At 61.8% G+C, this 18,095-nt stretch carries 16 protein-coding genes; 10 read left to right on the top strand and 6 right to left on the bottom strand.

All coding sequences use genetic code 11. The features are described from left to right. Positions 1-29: 29 nt before the first annotated feature. From ACI7M0_RS20845 to graT, 3 genes are all read right to left on the bottom strand, one after another. Positions 30-377 (bottom strand): ArsC family reductase, encoded by a 348-nt coding sequence (locus tag ACI7M0_RS20845; RefSeq protein WP_003252272.1) that lies wholly within the window; start codon positions 375-377, stop codon positions 30-32. Positions 378-501: 124 nt separating this feature from the next. Further along, the gene (gene graA, locus ACI7M0_RS20840) at positions 502-801 is read right to left on the bottom strand and encodes a type II toxin-antitoxin system antitoxin GraA (RefSeq protein ID WP_010952669.1); all 300 of its coding nucleotides are present in this window, start codon (positions 799-801) and stop codon (positions 502-504) included. A gap of 8 nt (positions 802-809) precedes the next feature. Then, a complete protein-coding gene (gene graT / locus ACI7M0_RS20835; RefSeq protein WP_129932559.1) occupies positions 810-1,088 on the bottom strand; it encodes a type II toxin-antitoxin system toxin GraT in 279 nt (92 codons plus the stop codon). Positions 1,089-1,340: 252 nt separating this feature from the next. Between graT and ACI7M0_RS20830 the strand changes: the two genes are divergently transcribed. Continuing rightward, positions 1,341-2,987, top strand: a complete 1,647-nt coding sequence (locus ACI7M0_RS20830; protein ID WP_020190561.1) for a Na+/H+ antiporter — start codon at positions 1,341-1,343, stop codon at positions 2,985-2,987. A 103-nt stretch (positions 2,988-3,090) separates the two neighbouring features. Here ACI7M0_RS20830 and dapC read toward each other — a convergent pair whose 3' ends face one another. Genes dapC through map form a run of 3 tightly spaced genes read right to left on the bottom strand, consistent with a single transcriptional unit; the run spans position 3,091 to position 7,844 of the window. Next, a complete protein-coding gene (gene dapC / locus ACI7M0_RS20825) occupies positions 3,091-4,287 on the bottom strand; it encodes a succinyldiaminopimelate transaminase (RefSeq protein WP_010952672.1) in 1,197 nt (398 codons plus the stop codon). Positions 4,288-4,317: 30 nt separating this feature from the next. Then, entirely contained in the window at positions 4,318-7,020 is a 2,703-nt protein-coding gene (locus ACI7M0_RS20820; protein WP_010952673.1) for a [protein-PII] uridylyltransferase, read from the bottom strand. Positions 7,021-7,061: 41 nt separating this feature from the next. Next, a complete protein-coding gene (map, locus tag ACI7M0_RS20815; RefSeq protein WP_003252286.1) occupies positions 7,062-7,844 on the bottom strand; it encodes a type I methionyl aminopeptidase in 783 nt (260 codons plus the stop codon). A gap of 345 nt (positions 7,845-8,189) precedes the next feature. Here map and rpsB point away from each other — a divergent pair, with 345 nt between their 5' ends. The 9 genes from rpsB to bamA all read left to right on the top strand — a co-directional run bounded on the left by rpsB (position 8,190) and on the right by bamA (position 18,086). Continuing rightward, the gene (rpsB, locus tag ACI7M0_RS20810; RefSeq protein ID WP_003252287.1) at positions 8,190-8,927 is read left to right on the top strand and encodes a 30S ribosomal protein S2; all 738 of its coding nucleotides are present in this window, start codon (positions 8,190-8,192) and stop codon (positions 8,925-8,927) included. 185 nt (positions 8,928-9,112) lie between these two features. After that, on the top strand, positions 9,113-9,976 hold the full coding sequence (gene tsf, locus ACI7M0_RS20805) for a translation elongation factor Ts (protein WP_010952674.1): 864 nt from the start codon (positions 9,113-9,115) through the stop codon (positions 9,974-9,976). Between the two features lie 181 nt (positions 9,977-10,157). Next, the gene (pyrH, locus tag ACI7M0_RS20800) at positions 10,158-10,901 is read left to right on the top strand and encodes a UMP kinase (RefSeq protein ID WP_003252294.1); all 744 of its coding nucleotides are present in this window, start codon (positions 10,158-10,160) and stop codon (positions 10,899-10,901) included. Then, on the top strand, positions 10,898-11,455 hold the full coding sequence (frr, locus tag ACI7M0_RS20795) for a ribosome recycling factor (protein WP_003252296.1): 558 nt from the start codon (positions 10,898-10,900) through the stop codon (positions 11,453-11,455). Before pyrH ends, frr begins: the two co-directional genes overlap by 4 nt. Before the next feature lie 15 nt (positions 11,456-11,470). Continuing rightward, entirely contained in the window at positions 11,471-12,226 is a 756-nt protein-coding gene (gene uppS, locus ACI7M0_RS20790; RefSeq protein WP_010952675.1) for a polyprenyl diphosphate synthase, read from the top strand. Continuing rightward, on the top strand, positions 12,226-13,041 hold the full coding sequence (locus tag ACI7M0_RS20785) for a phosphatidate cytidylyltransferase (protein WP_003252301.1): 816 nt from the start codon (positions 12,226-12,228) through the stop codon (positions 13,039-13,041). Before uppS ends, ACI7M0_RS20785 begins: the two co-directional genes overlap by 1 nt. Then, entirely contained in the window at positions 13,038-14,228 is a 1,191-nt protein-coding gene (ispC, locus tag ACI7M0_RS20780) for a 1-deoxy-D-xylulose-5-phosphate reductoisomerase (RefSeq protein WP_049587431.1), read from the top strand. The genes ACI7M0_RS20785 and ispC overlap by 4 nt, the downstream gene beginning before the upstream one ends. 71 nt (positions 14,229-14,299) lie before the next feature. Then, positions 14,300-15,652, top strand: coding sequence for an RIP metalloprotease RseP (gene rseP, locus ACI7M0_RS20775; RefSeq protein WP_129932560.1), 1,353 nt, complete (start codon positions 14,300-14,302; stop codon positions 15,650-15,652). Positions 15,653-15,725: 73 nt separating this feature from the next. Continuing rightward, positions 15,726-18,086: an outer membrane protein assembly factor BamA gene (gene bamA, locus ACI7M0_RS20770; protein WP_010952679.1), complete on the top strand. Its 2,361-nt coding sequence runs from the start codon at positions 15,726-15,728 to the stop codon at positions 18,084-18,086. Positions 18,087-18,095: the final 9 nt, after the last annotated feature.

Below are 18,095 nucleotides of genomic sequence, written 5' to 3'. Positions count from 1 at the left end.
GATTACCTCGTGCGAAATAGGGTAGGGGCTCAGGCCAGGGCAGCGGCGTACAGGTCGGGCTTGAAGCCAACCAGGGTACGCGCGCCAAGGTCGAGCACCGGGCGTTTGATCATCGACGGCTGGGCCAGCATCAGCTCGACGGCCTTGGCCTGGTCGAGGTCTGCCTTGCTGGCGTCGTCCAGCTTGCGGAAGGTGGTGCCGGCACGGTTGAGGATGACTTCCCAGCCGTGCTCGTCGCACCAGCGGTTCAGGCTGTCGCGGTCGATGCCTTGGGTTTTGTAATCGTGGAATTCGTAGGCGATGGCTTTGTCTTCGAGCCAGGTACGCGCCTTTTTCATGGTGTCACAGGCTTTGATGCCGTAGAGCGTGTAGGTCATTGTGTACATTGGGGCTACAAGTCGCCCCAATCTCTCCGTTTTTCGATGTCAGTCGCGCGATTATGCGGGAACGATCCTCGCGGCGCCACGCCCGTGGCGCCCCTGTTTATTGATCAGGATGTGTTCAAGCGACCAGACGCTGGACCGACCCGATGATCTCATCGCCGTGTTGCTGTTCGGCTGTGCGCAGATCGAAGGCCGTCTGCAGGTTGAGCCAGAACTCAGGGGTGGTGTCCAGGCAGATGGACAGGCGCAGTGCCATGTCGGCGGAAACACCGCCCCGTTCGCGCAGGATGTTGTTGACGGTTGGCGTTGCTACACCCAACGCCCTGGCCAGAGCCGCGGCGCTGAAGCCCATTTCCTTCTGGAACTCCTCCCGCAGGATCTCACCCGGATGGATTGGACGCATACCGTTCTTGAGCATGATGCACCTCAGTGGTAATCGACAATTTCAACGTTAACTGGCCCGTGTTCTGTCCAGGTGAAGCAAACCCGCCATTGGTCATTTACACGGATACTGTGTTGGCCGGCGCGGTTGCCGCTCAGTAACTCGAGGCGATTGCCAGGTGGCGACCTAAGGTCTCGCAACTCTGTTGCGGCATCGAGCATGGCCAGCTTGCGCTCCGCGACTGACTTGATATCTGACCAACGCCGTGTCTTTCCCGTTGTGAAGAGCGCTTCCGTGTCGGCACAGCTAAAGCTTCGAATCATGAGCCTGAATGCTTAACGTTATTCGTTAATGGCGATTATACGACGGGATCGCTGTAGTTCAAGTCTTCAATACCGGGGCACGCGACTCGCAAGCTCCGGTCGCATCTGCTGGGTATCATCATGTTACATATTCCCACGTCACCTGCGACTATCGTGCAGCGGCCCCGAACCGTCGGTCGCCGCTAACATATTGTTCCAATGGCGATGTTTCGCCTTGCTATCGTTTCTGGTTCACAAAGGAAGCTTTCCCGGATGCAGTCCGCCTACACCGTTCTCATCCTGCTGACGCTGGTCAGCCTGTCGAAGCTGGTCGGCCGTGTGATCCCACTGCCATTGCCGCTGGTACAGATTGCCGCCGGTGCCTTGCTGGCGTGGCCGACGCTGGGCCTGCATGTAGCCCTTGACCCCGAATTGTTCCTGTTCCTGTTCCTGCCTCCGCTGCTGTTCGCCGACGGCTGGCGCATCCCCAAACGTGAGTTATGGCGCATTCGTGGCCCGGTAGTGGCGCTGGCCGTGGGGCTGGTGTTGTTCACCGTGGTCGGCGCCGGTTACTTCATCCACTGGTTGCTGCCGAGCATCCCGTTGCCGGTGGCCTTCGCCCTGGCTGCAGTGCTTTCGCCGACCGACGCCGTGGCCGTTTCGGCCATTGCCCAGGACCGCCTGCCCACTCCCCTGATGCACATGCTGCAGGGCGAGGCGCTGATGAACGATGCGTCGGGCCTGGTAACCTTCAAGTTCGCCTTGGCAGCGGCGATCACCGGAGTGTTTTCGTTGGCTGACGCCAGCTTCAGCTTTGTGTTGGTCGCACTGGGCGGCCTTGCGGTGGGTGTGGTACTGAGCTGGTTGATCGGTCGCCTGCGCATGTGGATGATCACCCGGGGCTGGGACGATCCGGCTACCCATGTGGTGTTCATGTTGCTGCTGCCGTTCGCAGCCTACGTGCTGGCCGAGCGCCTGGGCGTTTCGGGTATTCTCTCGGCGGTGGCGGCCGGCATGATGCAGAGCTGGCTCGACCTGCTGCCGCGTCAGACCAGTACCCGCCTGCTCAACCGCAGTGTCTGGTCGTTGCTGGAGTTTGCCTTCAATGGCCTGATCTTCCTGTTGTTGGGCTTGCAGTTGCCAGACATCATCAAGGCTGTGGTCAGCCACGAAGCGACCCTCTGGCCGACATTGGCCTACCGCTGCCTGGACGTGGTGGCGATCTTTGCCGCACTGATTCTGTTGCGGTTCATCTGGGTCCAGAGTATCTGGCGCTCGATCGGCGTGGTCCGTCGCTGGCGCGGCAAGCCGGCACTGGTGCTGATGCCTACGGCGCGTTCCTGCTGGTTGCTGACCTTGGGTGGTGTGCGCGGCGCTGTCACCCTGGCGGGTGTCATGTCGATCCCGTTGCTGATAGGGGCTGGTACAGCGTTCCCGGAGCGTGACCTGCTTATCTTCATTGCTGCGGGGGTAATCCTGCTGTCGTTGATCAGTGCCTGCCTTGCCCTGCCGCTGTTACTGCGCGGGGTGACCAAGAGCCCGGACGAGCGCTTGCACCAGGAAGTGCAGGAAGCCTGGCGGCGCACAGCCGAGGCGGCGATTCATGCCTTGGAGGCAGAAGAGGTGATCGACAGCAACGCACCGCAGGATGCTGCGCAGGCAACTTTGGCGACCGAGCTGAAGGCACGCTTGATGGCTGAATACCGGGATGAGCTGGAAAGCTACGACGACAGTGCCGAAGCCAAGGCTCTGGCCGCACAGATGGACTTGCTGGAGCGGCGTTTACGCTTGCGTGCCCTGAGGGCGCAGCGGCTGGAGCTGTACAACCTGCATCGTCAGCACCTGGTGGGCGATGAGGTGGTGCGGCAAGTACTGGGTGAGCTGGATATGAGTGAGGCGAACCTGGGTTCAGTCAAGTAGACCCTATCAAGGCCCTTCGCGGGCGCGCCCGCTCCCAGGTACTGCGCTGCGCTTGAAATCAGCGCAGTACCTGTGGGAGCGGGCGTGCCCGCGAAGGGGTTGATCAGCGGTTTTGCAGGAAGGCGCGAATGCGCTCCGCCGCTTCGATGCATTCGGCCAGCGGTGCAACCAGTGCCATGCGCACGCGCCCGGCACCCGGGTTCACCCCATCCACTTCACGCGACAGGTACGACCCCGGTACCACGGTCACATGCTGGGCTTCGAACAGGTCGCGGGTGAACTCGGCATCGTCGCCCGGTACCTTGGCCCACAGGTAGAAACTGCCGTCCGGGCGCTGCACGTCCAGTACCGGCTGCAGAATATCCAGCACGGCATCGTACTTGGCCCGGTATTGGTCGCGGTTCTCGCGTACATGCGCCTCGTCCTGCCAGGCGGCGATGCTGGCCAGCTGGGTTTGCACTGGCATCGCGCAGCCGTGGTAGGTGCGGTACAGCAGAAACGGCTTGATGATCTGGGCATCGCCCGCGACGAAGCCCGAGCGCAGCCCTGGCAGGTTGGAGCGCTTGGACAGGCTGTGGAACACCACGCAGCGCGCAAAATCGCTACGGCCAAGCTCGGCGCATGCCGACAGCAGGCCTGGCGGTGGCGCATCCTCGTCGAAGTACAGCTCGCTGTAGCACTCGTCGGCGGCGATCACGAAGTCGTGTTCGTCAGCCAGGGCAATCAGCTTCTTCAGGGTGTTCATCGGCACCAGCGCACCGGTAGGGTTGCCCGGCGAGCACAGGAACAGGATCTGGCAACGCTTCCACACCTCGGCCGGTACGGCGTCGAAGTCCGGGTTGAAACCGTTGTTTTCCAGGCACGGTAGGTAGTGCGGGGTGGCACCGGCCAGCAGCGCTGCGCCTTCGTAGATCTGGTAGAACGGGTTGGGGCTGATCACCAGGCCGTCATCGGCGCGGTTGACCACGGCCTGGGTGAAGGCGAACAGCGCTTCACGGGTGCCGTTGACCGGGAGGATGTGGCGGTCGGCGTCCAGCCAGCCGGCGGGCACGCCAAAGCGTCGTTCGCACCACTGGCCGATGGCCTGGCGCAGGGCTGGCAAACCGAGGGTGCTGGGGTAAACCGCCAGCTTGTCGAGGTTGTCGGCCATGGCCTGGGCGACGAACGCCGGCGATTCGTGCTTCGGCTCACCAATCGACAGGGCGATGGCGCGTTTGTCCGCCGCAGGCTTCACGCTGCCCAGCAGGGCGCGAAGCTTTTCGAACGGATAGGGCTGAAGCTGGGTCAAGGCATGGTTCATCGGCGCAAGGTCTCGTCAATCGTCTAATCGTTAAAAGGTCACGCGGGTCTGGCTGGTGTCGCTACCTTGGCCGGCCTGCAGTTGCTGCACGATGGCTTCCTGCAGGCGGCTGCACAGCTGCGGGTCTGACAGCGGCTGGTTGTCGGCATCGGTAATGAAGAACACGTCTTCTACCCGCTCGCCGAGGGTGGCGATCTTGGCGTTTTGCAGTGACAGGTCGAACTCCAGGAAGATCCGCCCCAGCCGGGCCAGCAGGCCCGGGCGGTCTGGTGCGGTGATTTCGAGGATGGTCACCGGCCGCTGGGCATCGTTGAGGATGGTCACTTGCGGCGGGAAGTCGAAGTGCTTGAGCTGCCGCGGTACCCGGCGCTGGATGATGGTCGGGTAGTCCTCGGGGTTGCGCAGCGCTTCGGTCAGGCCATCGCGAATCTGCTTGACCCGCTGCGGGTTGTCGCCGATCGAGCCACCGTCGTTGTCCAGCACAATGTAGGTGTCGAGGGTGAACTGGCTGCTCGACGTGATGATCCGTGCGTCGTGGATGTTCAGGTTCAACTGCGACATGGCCGCCACCGTCACGGCGAAGAAATCGTGCTGGTCGGGGGCATAGATGAAGATCTGCGTACCGCCTTCGAACTCGCGTTGGGTGGTTTCCTTGATCAGCACCAGCGGCCCGCCATCGGCCGGTTGCTGCAGGATCGCATCCGTGTGCCAGGCGACGTCGGCGGCGGTGTGCTTGAGGAAATAGTCATCGCCCAGTTGCGCCCATAGCTGCTCGACGTCGTCCGGGTCGGTGCCCTCGCGCACCAGGATGTCCAGCGCTGACGACTGGGTCTGGCGAATCTGCTCTTCGCGGTCCAGCGGGTTTTCCAGGCCGCGGCGCAGGGCACGCTTGGTCTCGGTGTACAGCTGGCGCAGCAGGCTGGCCCGCCACGAGTTCCAAAGGCTCGGGTTGGTGGCGTTGATGTCGGCCACGGTCAGTACGTACAGGTAGTCAAGGCGCGTCTCGTCGCCCACGTGCAGGGCAAAGTCGTTGATCACCTGCGGGTCGGACAAGTCCTTGCGCTGAGCGGTGGTCGACATCACCAGGTGGTTCTGCACCAGCCAGACGATCAGGCGGCTGTCCCAGGCCGGCAACTGGTGCCGTTCGCAGAACTTCTGTGCGTCCACTGCACCGATTTCCGAGTGGTCGCCCTGGCGACCCTTGCCGATGTCGTGGTACAGCCCGGCCAGGTAGATCAGCTCGGGTTTGGGCAGGCGCCCCATGAGCTTGCTGGCCAGCGGGAATTTCTCGGACACCGGCGTGTATTGCAGCTTGCGCAGGTGCTTGATGAGGTTGAGGGTATGCGCATCGACCGTATAGATGTGGAACAGGTCATGCTGCATCTGCCCGACGATCAGGCCGAACTCTGGCAGATAACGGCCAAGAATGCCGTAGCGGTTCATCCGGCGCAGGTTGCGGTGGATGCCGATTTCGCACTTGAACAGCTCGATGAACAGGCTGGTATTGCGGATATCGGTGCGGAACGTGTCGTCGATCAGGTGGCGGTGTTCGCGCAGCAGGCGCACGGTATCGGCACGCACGCCCTTGATCTCGGGGTGTTGGGCCATCAGCACGAAGATTTCCAGCATGGCGAATGGCGTGCGTTTGAACACGTTCGGGTGGGTGGCCTCGATATAGCCGTCATGCAGGCGGAACCGCGCATTCAGCGGCTGGGTGCTGCCACTTTCCTCATCGGCGAGGATAACCTCTTCGAAGTGCTGGATGATCAGGTCGCACAGCTGGCTGATGCTCATCACCACCCGGTAGTACTGCTGCATGAACTGTTCGATCGCCCGCTTGGGGTTTTCATCGCTGTAGCCCAGCAGCGTGGCGATGCTGCGCTGGTGGTCGAACAGCAGGCGGTCTTCGGCGCGTCCGGCCAGCATGTGCAGGGCGTAACGGACTTTCCAGAGGAAGTCCTGGGACGAAGCCAGCAGTTCATTCTCGCTTTCCAGCAAGAAGCCTTCGCCGGCCAGTGCGTGCAGGTTGAGCGTCCCGTACTGGCGGCGGGCCACCCACAGGACCGTCTGGATGTCACGCAGGCCACCTGGCGAACCCTTGACGTTGGGTTCGAGGTTGTACTCGGTGTCGTTGTACTTGTGGTGGCGGGCCTTGAGTTCGGCGCGCTTGGCCAGGAAGAACTCCTTGCTCGGCCACATGTGCGCGGTGCTGGTGACTTCCAGCATGCGCTGGCGCAAGGCCTCGGGACCGGCGATGGTGCGACTTTCCATCAGGTTGGTGATCACCGTCAGGTCGGCGCGGGCCTGTTCGGCGCACTCGTCGACGGTGCGCACGCTCTGGCCGACTTCCAGGCCAATGTCCCACAGCAAGGTCAGAAAGCGCTCGATGGCGTCGCGGTACTGCTCGTGCTCGGCAGCGCCCAGCAGAATCAGCAGGTCGATGTCCGAGTGCGGGTGCAGTTCACCGCGCCCGTAGCCGCCCACCGCAACCAGGGCAATGCCGCTCTGGTCGCCCCAGTCGAACTGGTTCCACGCCTGTTGCAGGATATTGTCGACGAGCCAGGCGCGGGCCTCGATCAGCGGGCGGATGTCGCTGCCGGCGCGAAAACGTTTGTCGAGCACCTCGCCGGCCAGGCGGATGGCTTTCTTGAAGGCGGCGATGGGGCTCGCCTTGAGGGCCAGTTCCGCCTGGAACTGGCCACGGTCGAACAGCTCGGGGTCCACCTGGGGCATCGCGTCACGTTCCTGTCGTGGGGTGGCCTGTCGGGGTGCGGTCAGGCCGAAGTGCGCGGGATGGTGTCGTCCTTGCGCAGGGTGAAGATCTCGTAGCCAGTCGCGGTCACCACCAAAGTGTGTTCCCACTGGGCCGAGAGCTTGCGGTCCTTGGTGATGGCGGTCCAGCCGTCGCCCAGCACCTTGGTGTCGGCCTTGCCCTGGTTGATCATCGGCTCGATGGTGAAGGTCATGCCTTCCTTCAGCTCCATGCCCGTGCCAGCGCGGCCATAGTGGAGGATCTGCGGCTCTTCGTGGAACACCTTGCCGATGCCATGACCGCAGAACTCGCGTACCACCGAGAAACCGTTCTTTTCCGCGTGCTTCTGGATCACTTCACCGATGTCGCCCAGGCGGCAGCCCGGCTTGACCAGCTCGATGGCCTTGTACATGCATTCCTGGGTGACCTTGGACAGGCGCTCGGCCCAGACCGGCACGTTACCGACGTGGAACATGCGGCTGGTATCGCCGTGGTAGCCGTCCTTGATCACGGTGACGTCGATATTGAGCGTGTCACCGTCCTTGAGCGGCTTGTCGTTGGGGATGCCGTGGCAGACCACATGGTTGATCGAGGTGCAGATCGACTTCGGGTAGCCCTTGTAGTTGAGCGGTGCCGGGATGGCCTGCTGAACGTTGACGATATAATCGTGGCACAGGCGGTCGAGCTCTTCGGTGGTGACACCGGGCTTGACGTGTTCTTCGATCATTTCCAGCACTTCGGCGGCCAGGCGGCCAGCGATGCGCATCTTCTCGATGTCTTCTGCGGTCTTGATGGTGACGGTCATTACAGGCTCTCTACGGCGCCGTGCCGGCGCGAACAAACGGGAAAGGCCGGATTCTAGCAGAGCAGGGCGCCGATCGGTCGGGATAAAGGCGGCCATGCTGTTGTCTACAGCTGGCATTCTGGCGCGAAAGCCGGGGTGCTGCAAAAAGTGCTGACAGACGCAACAGTATCCGGGTTCCGTTCGCTCGCGGTCTGTGGTATAAAATGCGCCGCTTTCGGGGACGACCCCGTCAGCACTTAACCCACACACGTGTCGACACGATGACCTGGGTGCCCCGAGTTGCAGAATTCGCGGGTTGGTCATTGGGATACGTGGAGGCCCAACCCGACTTATCAAGGAACTATCATGTCCCAAGTCAACATGCGCGATATGCTGAAGGCCGGTGTGCACTTCGGCCACCAGACCCGTTACTGGAACCCGAAAATGGGCAAGTACATTTTCGGCGCGCGTAACAAGATCCACATCGTCAACCTGGAAAAAACCCTGCCAATGTTCAACGACGCTCTGTCGTTCGTAGAGCGCCTGGCCCAGGGCAAGAACAAGATCCTGTTCGTCGGCACCAAGCGTTCCGCCGGCAAGATCGTCGCCGAGCAAGCCGCTCGTTGCGGTTCGCCGTACGTTGACCACCGTTGGTTGGGCGGCATGCTGACCAACTACAAGACCATCCGCGCTTCGATCAAGCGTCTGCGCGACCTGGAAACCCAGGCCGAAGACGGCACTTTCGCCAAGCTGACCAAGAAAGAAGCCCTGATGCGCTCCCGCGACCTGGAAAAACTGGATCGCAGCCTGGGTGGCATCAAGGACATGGGCGGTCTGCCAGACGCTCTGTTCGTTATCGACGTTGATCACGAGCGCATCGCGATCACCGAAGCCAACAAACTGGGTATCCCGGTCATCGGCGTTGTCGATACCAACAGCAGCCCGGAAGGTGTTGACTACATCATCCCAGGTAACGATGACGCCATTCGCGCTATCGAGCTGTACATGACTTCGATGGCTGACGCAGTCATCCGCGGCCGCAACAACGTTGCCGGCGGCACCGAAGTTTACGCTGAAGAAGCGGCTGCACCTGCTGCTGAGTAATAGGCGCTAGCGTCTACTTGGCACGCAAAAAGGGGGCTTTGCCCCCTTTTTGCCACCTTGAAATCCTGCTGTCAGCATCGGCCCCGCATCATGGGCCTGCTGAAATGAAAACAGCGGATTAGCAGAATTGAACGCCCGTGATTGACGGGTGGAATGGTTGAAAAACTTTCCAAGAGGATTTTGAAATGGCAGCAATTACTGCAGCGCTGGTAAAAGAACTGCGCGAGCGTACCGGCGAAGGCATGATGGATTGCAAAAAGGCCCTGGAAAAGGCCGGCGGCGACATCGAGAAAGCCATTGACGACATGCGTGCCTCGGGCGCCATCAAGGCCGCCAAAAAGGCTGGCAACGTCGCTGCTGAAGGCGCTATCGCCGTCAAGACCGACGGTACTTCCGCCGTCCTGCTGGAAGTGAACTCGCAGACCGACTTCCTGGCCCTGCAAGACGACTTCAAGAACTTCGTGGCCGAAAGCCTCGAAGAAGCCTTCGCCCAGAAGCTGACCGACGCCGCTCCGCTGATCGCCTCGCGTGAAGCTGCTCGTGAAGCCCTGGTTGCCAAGTGCGGCGAGAACGTCAACATCCGTCGCCTGGTGCGCGTTGAGGGTGACGTTGTCGGTGCCTACCTGCACGGCAACAAGATCGGCGCTGTCGTCGTTCTGAAAGGCGGTGATGTGGAGCTGGCGAAGAACATCGCCATGCACGTTGCAGCTTCGAACCCTGAGTTCCTGGATTCGTCGGAAATCTCCGCCGAGGCCATCGAGCGCGAGAAGAATGTCTTCCTGCAGCTGAACGCCGACAAGATCGCCGGCAAGCCGGAAAACATCGTTGAGAACATGATCAACGGTCGTATCACCAAGTTCAAGGCCGAAGCCTCGCTGAAAGAGCAAGCCTTCGTCATGAACCCGGAAATCAAGGTTGGCGAGCTGGCCAAGAAAGCCGGTGCTGAAATCGTTTCCTTCACCTACTTCAAAGTAGGCGAAGGCATCGAGAAGCCAGTCGACGACTTCGCTGCTGAAGTTGCCGCTCAGGTCGCTGCTGCCAAGCAGTAAGACAGCCCCGTCTGTCGCCCCAAAGAGGCTGCCCGCTCACGCGCGCAGCCTCTTTGTCAAAACGGGGAGGGGTTTATACGACTCCCTCTTCGCTGGCACCGAAGCGGTGCCACGCTACAGTTAGCAGGCTGCAAACAGCCCGCACGAATTTTCTAAAAGTACGCCGCAGGAGAGACTCGCAATGGCTCAGCAGGTGAGTGGTCGCCAACCTCGCTATAAACGCATTTTGCTCAAACTTAGCGGCGAGGCCCTGATGGGCTCGGAAGACTTCGGGATCGACCCGAAAGTGCTGGATCGCATGGCGCTTGAAGTTGGCCAGCTGGTAGGGATCGGTGTCCAGGTCGGCCTGGTGATCGGTGGTGGCAACCTGTTCCGCGGCGCCGCGCTGAGCGCAGCCGGCATGGACCGCGTCACGGGTGACCACATGGGGATGCTGGCTACCGTGATGAACGGCCTGGCCATGCGCGATGCGCTGGAGCGCTCGAACATCCCGGCCCTGGTCATGTCGGCCATTTCCATGGTGGGTGTCACCGATCATTACGATCGCCGCAAAGCTATTCGTCACCTCAACTCCGGGGATGTGGTAATTTTCTCCGCCGGTACCGGCAACCCGTTCTTCACCACCGACTCCGCGGCCTGCCTGCGCGCCATCGAAATCGATGCTGACGTGGTGCTGAAGGCGACCAAGGTCGATGGCGTGTACACTGCCGATCCATTCAAGGACCCGCATGCCGAGAAATTCGATCACCTGACCTACGATGAGGTTCTGGATCGCAAGCTGGGTGTGATGGACCTGACCGCAATCTGCCTGTGCCGTGACCACAAGATGCCATTGCGGGTATTCAACATGAACAAGCCTGGCGCCCTGCTGAACATCGTGGTGGGTGGCGCTGAAGGCACACTGATCGAGGAAGGCCAAGCATGATCAACGACATCAAGAAAGACGCGCAGGAGCGCATGGGCAAGTCCATCGAAGCCCTGTCCCGCAACCTGGCTGCAATCCGCACCGGTCGCGCTCACCCAAGCATCCTGGACAGCGTCAAGGTTACCGCCTGGGGTAGCGAAATGCCGCTGAACCAGGTCGCCGCGATCACCGTCGAAGATGCCCGCACCCTGAAGATCGTCGCTCACGACAAGAACCTCAGCGCTGCCATCGAAAAGGCCATCCTCACCTCCGATCTGGGCCTTAACCCGTCCAGCGCCGGTACCACCATCCGTGTGCCGATGCCGGCCCTGACCGAGGAAACCCGCAAGGGCTACACCAAGCAGGCCAGCGGTGTTGCCGAGGATGCCAAGGTGGCCGTGCGCAACGTGCGCCGCGACGCCCTGGCTGACCTGAAAAAGCTGACCAAGGACAAGGAAATCAGCGAAGACGAAGAGCGTCGCGCCGCGGACGAGATCCAGAAGCTGACCGACAAGTTCGTCGCCGAAGTGGATGCTGCCTTCAAAGCCAAGGAAAAGGACCTGATGGCCGTCTAAGGCCGGGGTTTTTTAATGGAAAAGACCAAGCCAGCGGCGCCGTCCTCGGTGCCGCGTCATGTCGCGATCATCATGGATGGCAACAACCGCTGGGCGAAAAAACGCCTGCTGCCCGGCGTGGCCGGGCACAAGGCGGGTGTGGATGCCGTTCGCGCGGTCATCGAAGTCTGTGCCAAGTCCGGGGTCGAGGTACTGACCCTGTTCGCCTTCTCCAGCGAGAACTGGCAGCGCCCTGCCGAAGAGGTCGGTGCGCTGATGGAGCTGTTCTTCTCGGCGCTGCGCCGTGAGGCCAAGCGCCTTGACGAGAACAATATCAGCCTGCGCATCATCGGCGACCGTTCGCGTTTCCATCCTGAGCTGCAGGCCGCCATGCGCGAGGCCGAGGCAGTGACCGCTGGCAACAACCGCTTCATTCTGCAGATAGCAGCCAACTACGGTGGCCAGTGGGACATCGCCCAGGCTGCCCAGCGGCTGGCGCGGGAAGTGCAAGCCGGGCACCTGCGCCCGGAAGACATCACGCCGGGCCTGCTGCAGACCTGTCTGGCAACCGGCGACCTGCCGCTACCGGACCTGTGCATTCGCACCGGTGGCGAGCACCGCATCAGCAATTTCCTGTTGTGGCAGCTGGCCTATGCCGAGTTGTATTTCTCCGACCTCTACTGGCCGGACTTCAAACACGAGGCCATGCGCAATGCCCTGGCCGATTTCGCTTCGCGCCAGCGCCGCTTCGGTAAGACCAGCGAGCAGGTCGAGGCTGGAGCTCGTGCTTAATGCTTAAACAACGCATCATTACTGCGCTGATCCTGCTGCCGGTCGCGCTGGGTGGTTTCTTCCTGCTCAATGGCGGGGATTTCGCCCTGTTTATCGGCTTCGTAGTGACCCTCGGTGCCTGGGAGTGGGCGCGCCTTGCCGGGCTGATGGCCCAGCCGTTGCGCATTGCCTATGCAGCGGTGGTCGCGGGGGCGCTGATGCTGCTGTACATCCTTCCGGAACTGGCGCCCTGGGTGCTGGGCGCTGCCGTGATCTGGTGGGGGCTGGCCACCTGGCTGGTGCTTACCTACCCGCGCAGCAGCGACCTGTGGGCCAGTGCTGCCTGTCGGTTGTTGATCGGCCTGCTGGTGTTGCTGCCGGCCTGGCAAGGGCTGGTGCTGCTCAAGCACTGGCCCTTGGGAAACTGGCTGATCCTGTCGGTCATGGTGCTGGTGTGGGCCGCCGACATCGGTGCGTACTTCTCTGGCCGGGCATTCGGCAAGCGCAAGCTGGCTCCGCAGGTCAGCCCGGGCAAGAGTTGGGAAGGCGTGTACGGTGGCCTGGCGGTCAGCCTGTTGATTACCCTGGGTGTCGGCATCAGTCGCGACTGGGGCTTTGGTCAGATCCTGCTGGGCCTGTTGGGCGCTGCGTTGCTGGTGATGTCCTCGGTGGTCGGTGACCTGACCGAGAGCATGTTCAAGCGTCGCTCCGGCATCAAGGACAGCAGCAATCTGCTGCCCGGGCATGGGGGTGTGCTCGATCGCATTGACAGCCTGACTGCGGCAATCCCGATTTTCGCCGTACTGCTGTGGGCTGCCGAATGGGGTGTGATGTGAGTCGCCCGCAACGTATTACCGTGCTCGGGGCCACCGGCTCCATTGGCCTGAGCACGCTGGATGTGATTGCGCGTCATCCTGACCGTTATCAAGCGTTCGCCCTCACTGGCTATTCGCGCATCGACGAGCTGTTGGCGCTATGCGTGCGTCATCGTCCGGCCTTCGCTGTGGTGCCGAGCACTGAGGCGGCGGTGAGGTTGCGTGCGAGTCTGGCTGCGGCCGGTTGCACCACCGAGGTGCTGGAAGGTGAGGCCGGGCTTTGCCAGGTGGCGTCGGCCGCTGAAGTGGATGCAGTGATGGCAGCCATTGTCGGTGCTGCCGGCCTGCGCCCCACGCTGGCGGCGGTCGAGGCGGGCAAGAAGGTGTTGCTGGCCAACAAGGAAGCACTTGTGATGTCCGGCGCACTGTTCATGGAGGCGGTGCGGCAAAAGGGTGCCGTGCTGCTGCCGATCGACAGCGAACACAACGCTATCTTCCAGTGCATGCCAGGCGACTACGCCCGTGGCCTGAGTGCCGTCGGTGTGCGCCGGATCCTGCTTACCGCGTCCGGCGGGCCGTTCCGCGAAACGCCGGTCGAGGCGCTGCTGGACGTGACTCCGGAGCAAGCCTGTGCGCACCCCAACTGGTCCATGGGGCGCAAGATCTCCGTGGATTCGGCCAGCATGATGAACAAAGGCCTCGAGTTGATCGAAGCCTGCTGGTTGTTCGATGCCGTGCCGTCCAAGGTTGAGGTGGTGGTGCACCCGCAGAGCGTGATCCATTCGCTGGTCGACTACGTGGACGGTTCGGTACTCGCGCAGTTGGGCAACCCGGACATGCGTACGCCAATCGCCAACGCGTTGGCCTGGCCGGAACGGATCGATTCCGGGGTTGCCCCTCTGGACCTGTTCGCCATCGCCCGTCTGGATTTCCAGGCGCCCGACGAACAACGCTTCCCTTGCCTGCGCCTTGCGCGGCAGGCTGCCGAGGCCGGCAACAGCGCGCCCGCCGTGCTCAATGCGGCCAACGAAGTCGCGGTCCAGGCATTTCTTGAACGGCGCATCCGCTTCCCGGAGATCGCGGGTATGATCGAACAGGTACTCGACCAGGAACCCGTCGTACCGCTGCCGTCGCTGGATGCGGTATTTGCCGCCGATCAGCGTGCCCGGGAGCTTTCCCGTGAGTGGCTGAGGCGTCACGGCCGCTGATGCAGGCCCGCCAAGGTTCGTGAGGGGGCTGGGCAGGATGCCGGCCCGCTGAACATCATTCGGAGATGGACATGACAGCGCTCTACATGATTATCGGCACCCTCGTGGCTTTGGGTGTGCTGGTCACTTTCCACGAATTCGGTCACTTCTGGGTGGCGCGCCGCTGCGGCGTCAAGGTGCTGCGTTTCTCGGTGGGGTTCGGCACGCCGCTACTGCGGTGGCATGACCGCCACGGCACCGAGTTCGTTGTTGCGGCCATTCCTCTGGGTGGCTACGTCAAGATGCTCGACGAGCGCGAAGGCGATGTGCCGCCGGCGCTGGCCGGGCAGTCGTTCAACCGCAAGTCGGTGCGCCAGCGTATTGCGATTGTCGCGGCAGGCCCGATCGCCAATTTTCTGCTGGCTATCCTGTTTTTCTGGGTGCTGGCGATGCTGGGTACCCAGCAAATCCGCCCGGTTATCGGCGCGGTCGACAGTGGCAGCCTGGCAGCATCTGCAGGGCTGACCGCAGGTCAGGAAATCGTTTCTGTAGACGGCAAGCCGACCAACGGTTGGTCGGCGGTCAATTTGCAGCTGGTTCGTCGTCTGGGCGAGAGCGGTACCTTGCAGATTGGCGTGCGCGATGAGGGCGCCAGCGCCGAGCGCCAGCTGCATGTCAAGCTGGACAATTGGCTCAAGGGCGCCGACGAGCCGGACCCGATTCAATCCCTGGGGCTGCGCCCTTGGCGACCGGCGATCACACCGGTGCTGGCCGAGATCGATCCGAAGGGGCCGGCTGCCGCTGCGGGCCTGAAAACCGGTGACAAGCTGCTGGCTCTGGATGATGTGGCGGTTACCGAATGGCAGCAGGTAGTCGACCGCGTGCGCGCCCGCCCGGATGCCAAGGTCATGGTGCGAGTGGAGCGCGACGGCGCTGCCCTGGAGCTGCCGGTGACCTTGGCCCGCAAGGGGGAGGGCAAGGCAGTCGGTGGCTATCTTGGCGCTGGCGTCAAAGGTGGCGAATGGCCTGCCAACATGCTCCGCGAAATCAGCTACGGCCCGCTGGATGCGGTGGGTGAGAGCTTGTCGCGTACCTGGAACATGAGCGTCCTGACACTTGAATCGCTGAAGAAAATGCTGTTCGGGGAGCTCTCGGTAAAAAACTTGAGTGGACCGATAACCATTGCTAAAGTGGCGGGCGCTTCAGCCCAGTCCGGCGTGGGGGATTTCCTGAATTTCCTGGCCTACCTGAGCATAAGCCTGGGGGTTCTTAACCTGCTGCCCATTCCAGTACTGGACGGGGGGCATTTGCTGTTTTACCTGGTCGAGTGGGCGCGCGGTCGTCCGCTGTCTGATCGGGTGCAAGGTTGGGGGGTTCAGATCGGTATCAGTTTGGTCATAGGGGTGATGTTGCTCGCCCTGATCAACGATCTGGGTCGACTATAAAGCTTCGCTCAATTGCGAACCTGCCGTTCTGTGACGGCAGGTTGTTTATTGCCAGTTGGAATAAAAGGACTTCATGAAACGTCTGCTGCTAACTGCGGTCATGTCCGCACTGATGATCGCTGAAGTTCACGCCGAGTCCTTCACCATCTCCGATATTCGCGTCAACGGCCTGCAGCGGGTTTCCGCTGGCAGTGTGTTCGGTGCCTTGCCGCTGAACGTTGGCGACCAGGCTGACGACCGCCGCCTGGTGGACTCGACTCGTTCCCTGTTCAAGACCGGGTTCTTCCAGGACATCCAGTTGAGCCGCGATGGCAATGTGCTGATCATCAACGTGGTCGAGCGCCCGTCGGTGTCGAGCATCGAGATTGAAGGCAACAAGGCGATCAGCACCGAAGACCTGATGAAGGGCCTGAAGCAATCGGGCCTGGCCGAAGGCGAGATCTTCCAGCGTGCCACCCTCGAAGGTGTGCGTAACGAACTGCAACGCCAGTACGTGGCCCAGGGGCGCTACTCGGCCGAGGTCGACGCCGAAGTGGTGCCGCAGCCGCGCAACCGTGTGGCCCTGAAGATCAAGATCAACGAAGGCACCGTCGCCGCCATCCAGCACATCAACATCGTTGGCAACAACGTATTCGATGATGAGACCCTGGGGCAGCTGTTCGAGCTGAAGACCACCAACTGGCTGTCGTTCTTCAAGAACGACGACAAGTACGCCCGTGAAAAACTCTCCGGTGACCTGGAGCGCCTGCGTTCCTACTACCTGGACCGCGGCTACATCAACATGGACATCGCCTCCACCCAGGTGTCCATCACGCCGGACAAGAAGCACGTCTACATCACCGTCAACATCAACGAAGGCGAGAAATACACCGTTCGCGACGTGAAGCTGTCCGGTGACCTCAAGGTGCCGGAAGACCAGGTCAAGTCGCTGCTGCTGGTGCAGCCGGGGCAGGTATTCTCGCGCAAGGTGATGACCACCACGTCCGAGCTGATCACCCGTCGCCTGGGTAACGAAGGCTACACCTTCGCCAACGTCAACGGCGTGCCGCAACCCAACGACCAGGACCACACGGTCGACATCATGTTCGTGGTCGACCCGGGCAAGCGCGCCTACGTCAACCGCATCAACTACCGCGGCAACACCAAGACCGAAGACGAAGTGCTGCGTCGCGAAATGCGCCAGATGGAAGGCGGCTGGGCGTCGACCTACCTGATCGACCAGTCCAAGACCCGTCTTGAGCGCCTGGGCTTCTTCAAGGAAGTCAACGTCGAGACCCCGCAGGTGCCTGGCACCGACGACCAGGTCGACGTCAACTACAGCGTCGAAGAGCAGGCCTCCGGCTCGATCACCGCCAGCGTCGGTTTCGCCCAGAGCGCCGGCCTGATCCTGGGTGGTTCGATCAGCCAGAGCAACTTCCTCGGTACCGGTAACAAGGTATCCATCGGCCTGACCCGTTCGGAATACCAGACCCGTTACAACTTCGGTTTCGTTGATCCCTACTTCACCGCCGATGGCGTCAGCCTGGGCTACAACGCCTTCTACCGCAGCACCGATTACGACGACCTCGACGTCGACGTTGCCAGCTATGCGGTGGACAGCTACGGTGCCGGCGTCAGCCTGGGCTACCCGATCAGCGAAACCTCGCGCCTGACCTACGGCCTGAGCGTGCAGCAGGACAAGATCAAGACCGGCAAATACACCGTCGACGAGATCTTCGATTTCCTCGAGGAGGAAGGTGACAACTTCCTGAACTTCAAGGCCTCGATCGGCTGGTCCGAGTCGACCCTGAACAAAGGCGTACTGGCCACCCGTGGTCACTCGCAAAGCCTGACCCTGGAGTCCACCGTTCCGGGCAGCGACCTGTCGTTCTTCAAGCTTGACTACCGTGGCCAGCTGTTCAAGCCGATCACCAGCGACTACACCCTGCGCCTGCATACCGAGCTGGGCTATGGTGATGGTTACGGCAGCACCTCCGGTCTGCCGTTCTACGAGAACTATTTCGCGGGTGGTTTCAACTCCGTCCGTGGCTTCAAGGACAGCAGCCTGGGCCCGCGCAGTACCCCGAGCATCGGCGAGGCCGCAGGTGGCAAGCCAGGCACCATCGCCGACCCGGATCAGGATCCGTTGCCGTTTGGTGGTAACGTGCTGGTGCAAGGCGGTGCCGAACTGCTGTTCCCGCTGCCGTTCGTCAAGGACCAGCGTTCACTGCGCACCTCTGTGTTCTGGGACGTGGGTAACGTGTTCGACACCAATTGCGGCAACAAACCTGATTGCGAGAAGGTCGGGTTCTCGGGCATGGCCAGTTCGGTCGGCCTGGGCGTGACCTGGATTACCGCACTGGGCCCGCTGAGCTTCAGCCTGGCAATGCCGGTCAAGAAGCCGGACGATGCCGATACCCAGGTGTTCCAATTCTCTCTGGGCCAGACCTTCTAAGGTCGGCCC

The organism is Pseudomonas sp. 10(2024), assembly GCF_045164175.1.
GTDB lineage: Bacteria > Pseudomonadota > Gammaproteobacteria > Pseudomonadales > Pseudomonadaceae > Aquipseudomonas > Aquipseudomonas alloputida.
The sequence above is the reverse complement of the archived record's forward strand: the minus strand, read 5'-3'. Positions and strand labels throughout refer to the sequence as shown.

Excerpts from the sequence above, each read along its gene's own strand:
- ACI7M0_RS20845 (WP_003252272.1), bottom strand. The coding sequence starts at position 377 with ATGACCTACACGCTCTACGGCATCAAAGCCTGTGACACCATGAAAAAG.
- graA (WP_010952669.1), bottom strand. The coding sequence starts at position 801 with ATGCTCAAGAACGGTATGCGTCCAATCCATCCGGGTGAGATCCTGCGG.
- graT (WP_129932559.1), bottom strand. The coding sequence starts at position 1,088 with ATGATTCGAAGCTTTAGCTGTGCCGACACGGAAGCGCTCTTCACAACG.
- ACI7M0_RS20830 (WP_020190561.1), top strand. The coding sequence starts at position 1,341 with ATGCAGTCCGCCTACACCGTTCTCATCCTGCTGACGCTGGTCAGCCTG.
- dapC (WP_010952672.1), bottom strand. The coding sequence starts at position 4,287 with ATGAACCATGCCTTGACCCAGCTTCAGCCCTATCCGTTCGAAAAGCTT.
- ACI7M0_RS20820 (WP_010952673.1), bottom strand. The coding sequence starts at position 7,020 with ATGCCCCAGGTGGACCCCGAGCTGTTCGACCGTGGCCAGTTCCAGGCG.
- map (WP_003252286.1), bottom strand. The coding sequence starts at position 7,844 with ATGACCGTCACCATCAAGACCGCAGAAGACATCGAGAAGATGCGCATC.
- rpsB (WP_003252287.1), top strand. The coding sequence starts at position 8,190 with ATGTCCCAAGTCAACATGCGCGATATGCTGAAGGCCGGTGTGCACTTC.
- tsf (WP_010952674.1), top strand. The coding sequence starts at position 9,113 with ATGGCAGCAATTACTGCAGCGCTGGTAAAAGAACTGCGCGAGCGTACC.
- pyrH (WP_003252294.1), top strand. The coding sequence starts at position 10,158 with ATGGCTCAGCAGGTGAGTGGTCGCCAACCTCGCTATAAACGCATTTTG.
- frr (WP_003252296.1), top strand. The coding sequence starts at position 10,898 with ATGATCAACGACATCAAGAAAGACGCGCAGGAGCGCATGGGCAAGTCC.
- uppS (WP_010952675.1), top strand. The coding sequence starts at position 11,471 with ATGGAAAAGACCAAGCCAGCGGCGCCGTCCTCGGTGCCGCGTCATGTC.
- ACI7M0_RS20785 (WP_003252301.1), top strand. The coding sequence starts at position 12,226 with ATGCTTAAACAACGCATCATTACTGCGCTGATCCTGCTGCCGGTCGCG.
- rseP (WP_129932560.1), top strand. The coding sequence starts at position 14,300 with ATGACAGCGCTCTACATGATTATCGGCACCCTCGTGGCTTTGGGTGTG.
- bamA (WP_010952679.1), top strand. The coding sequence starts at position 15,726 with ATGAAACGTCTGCTGCTAACTGCGGTCATGTCCGCACTGATGATCGCT.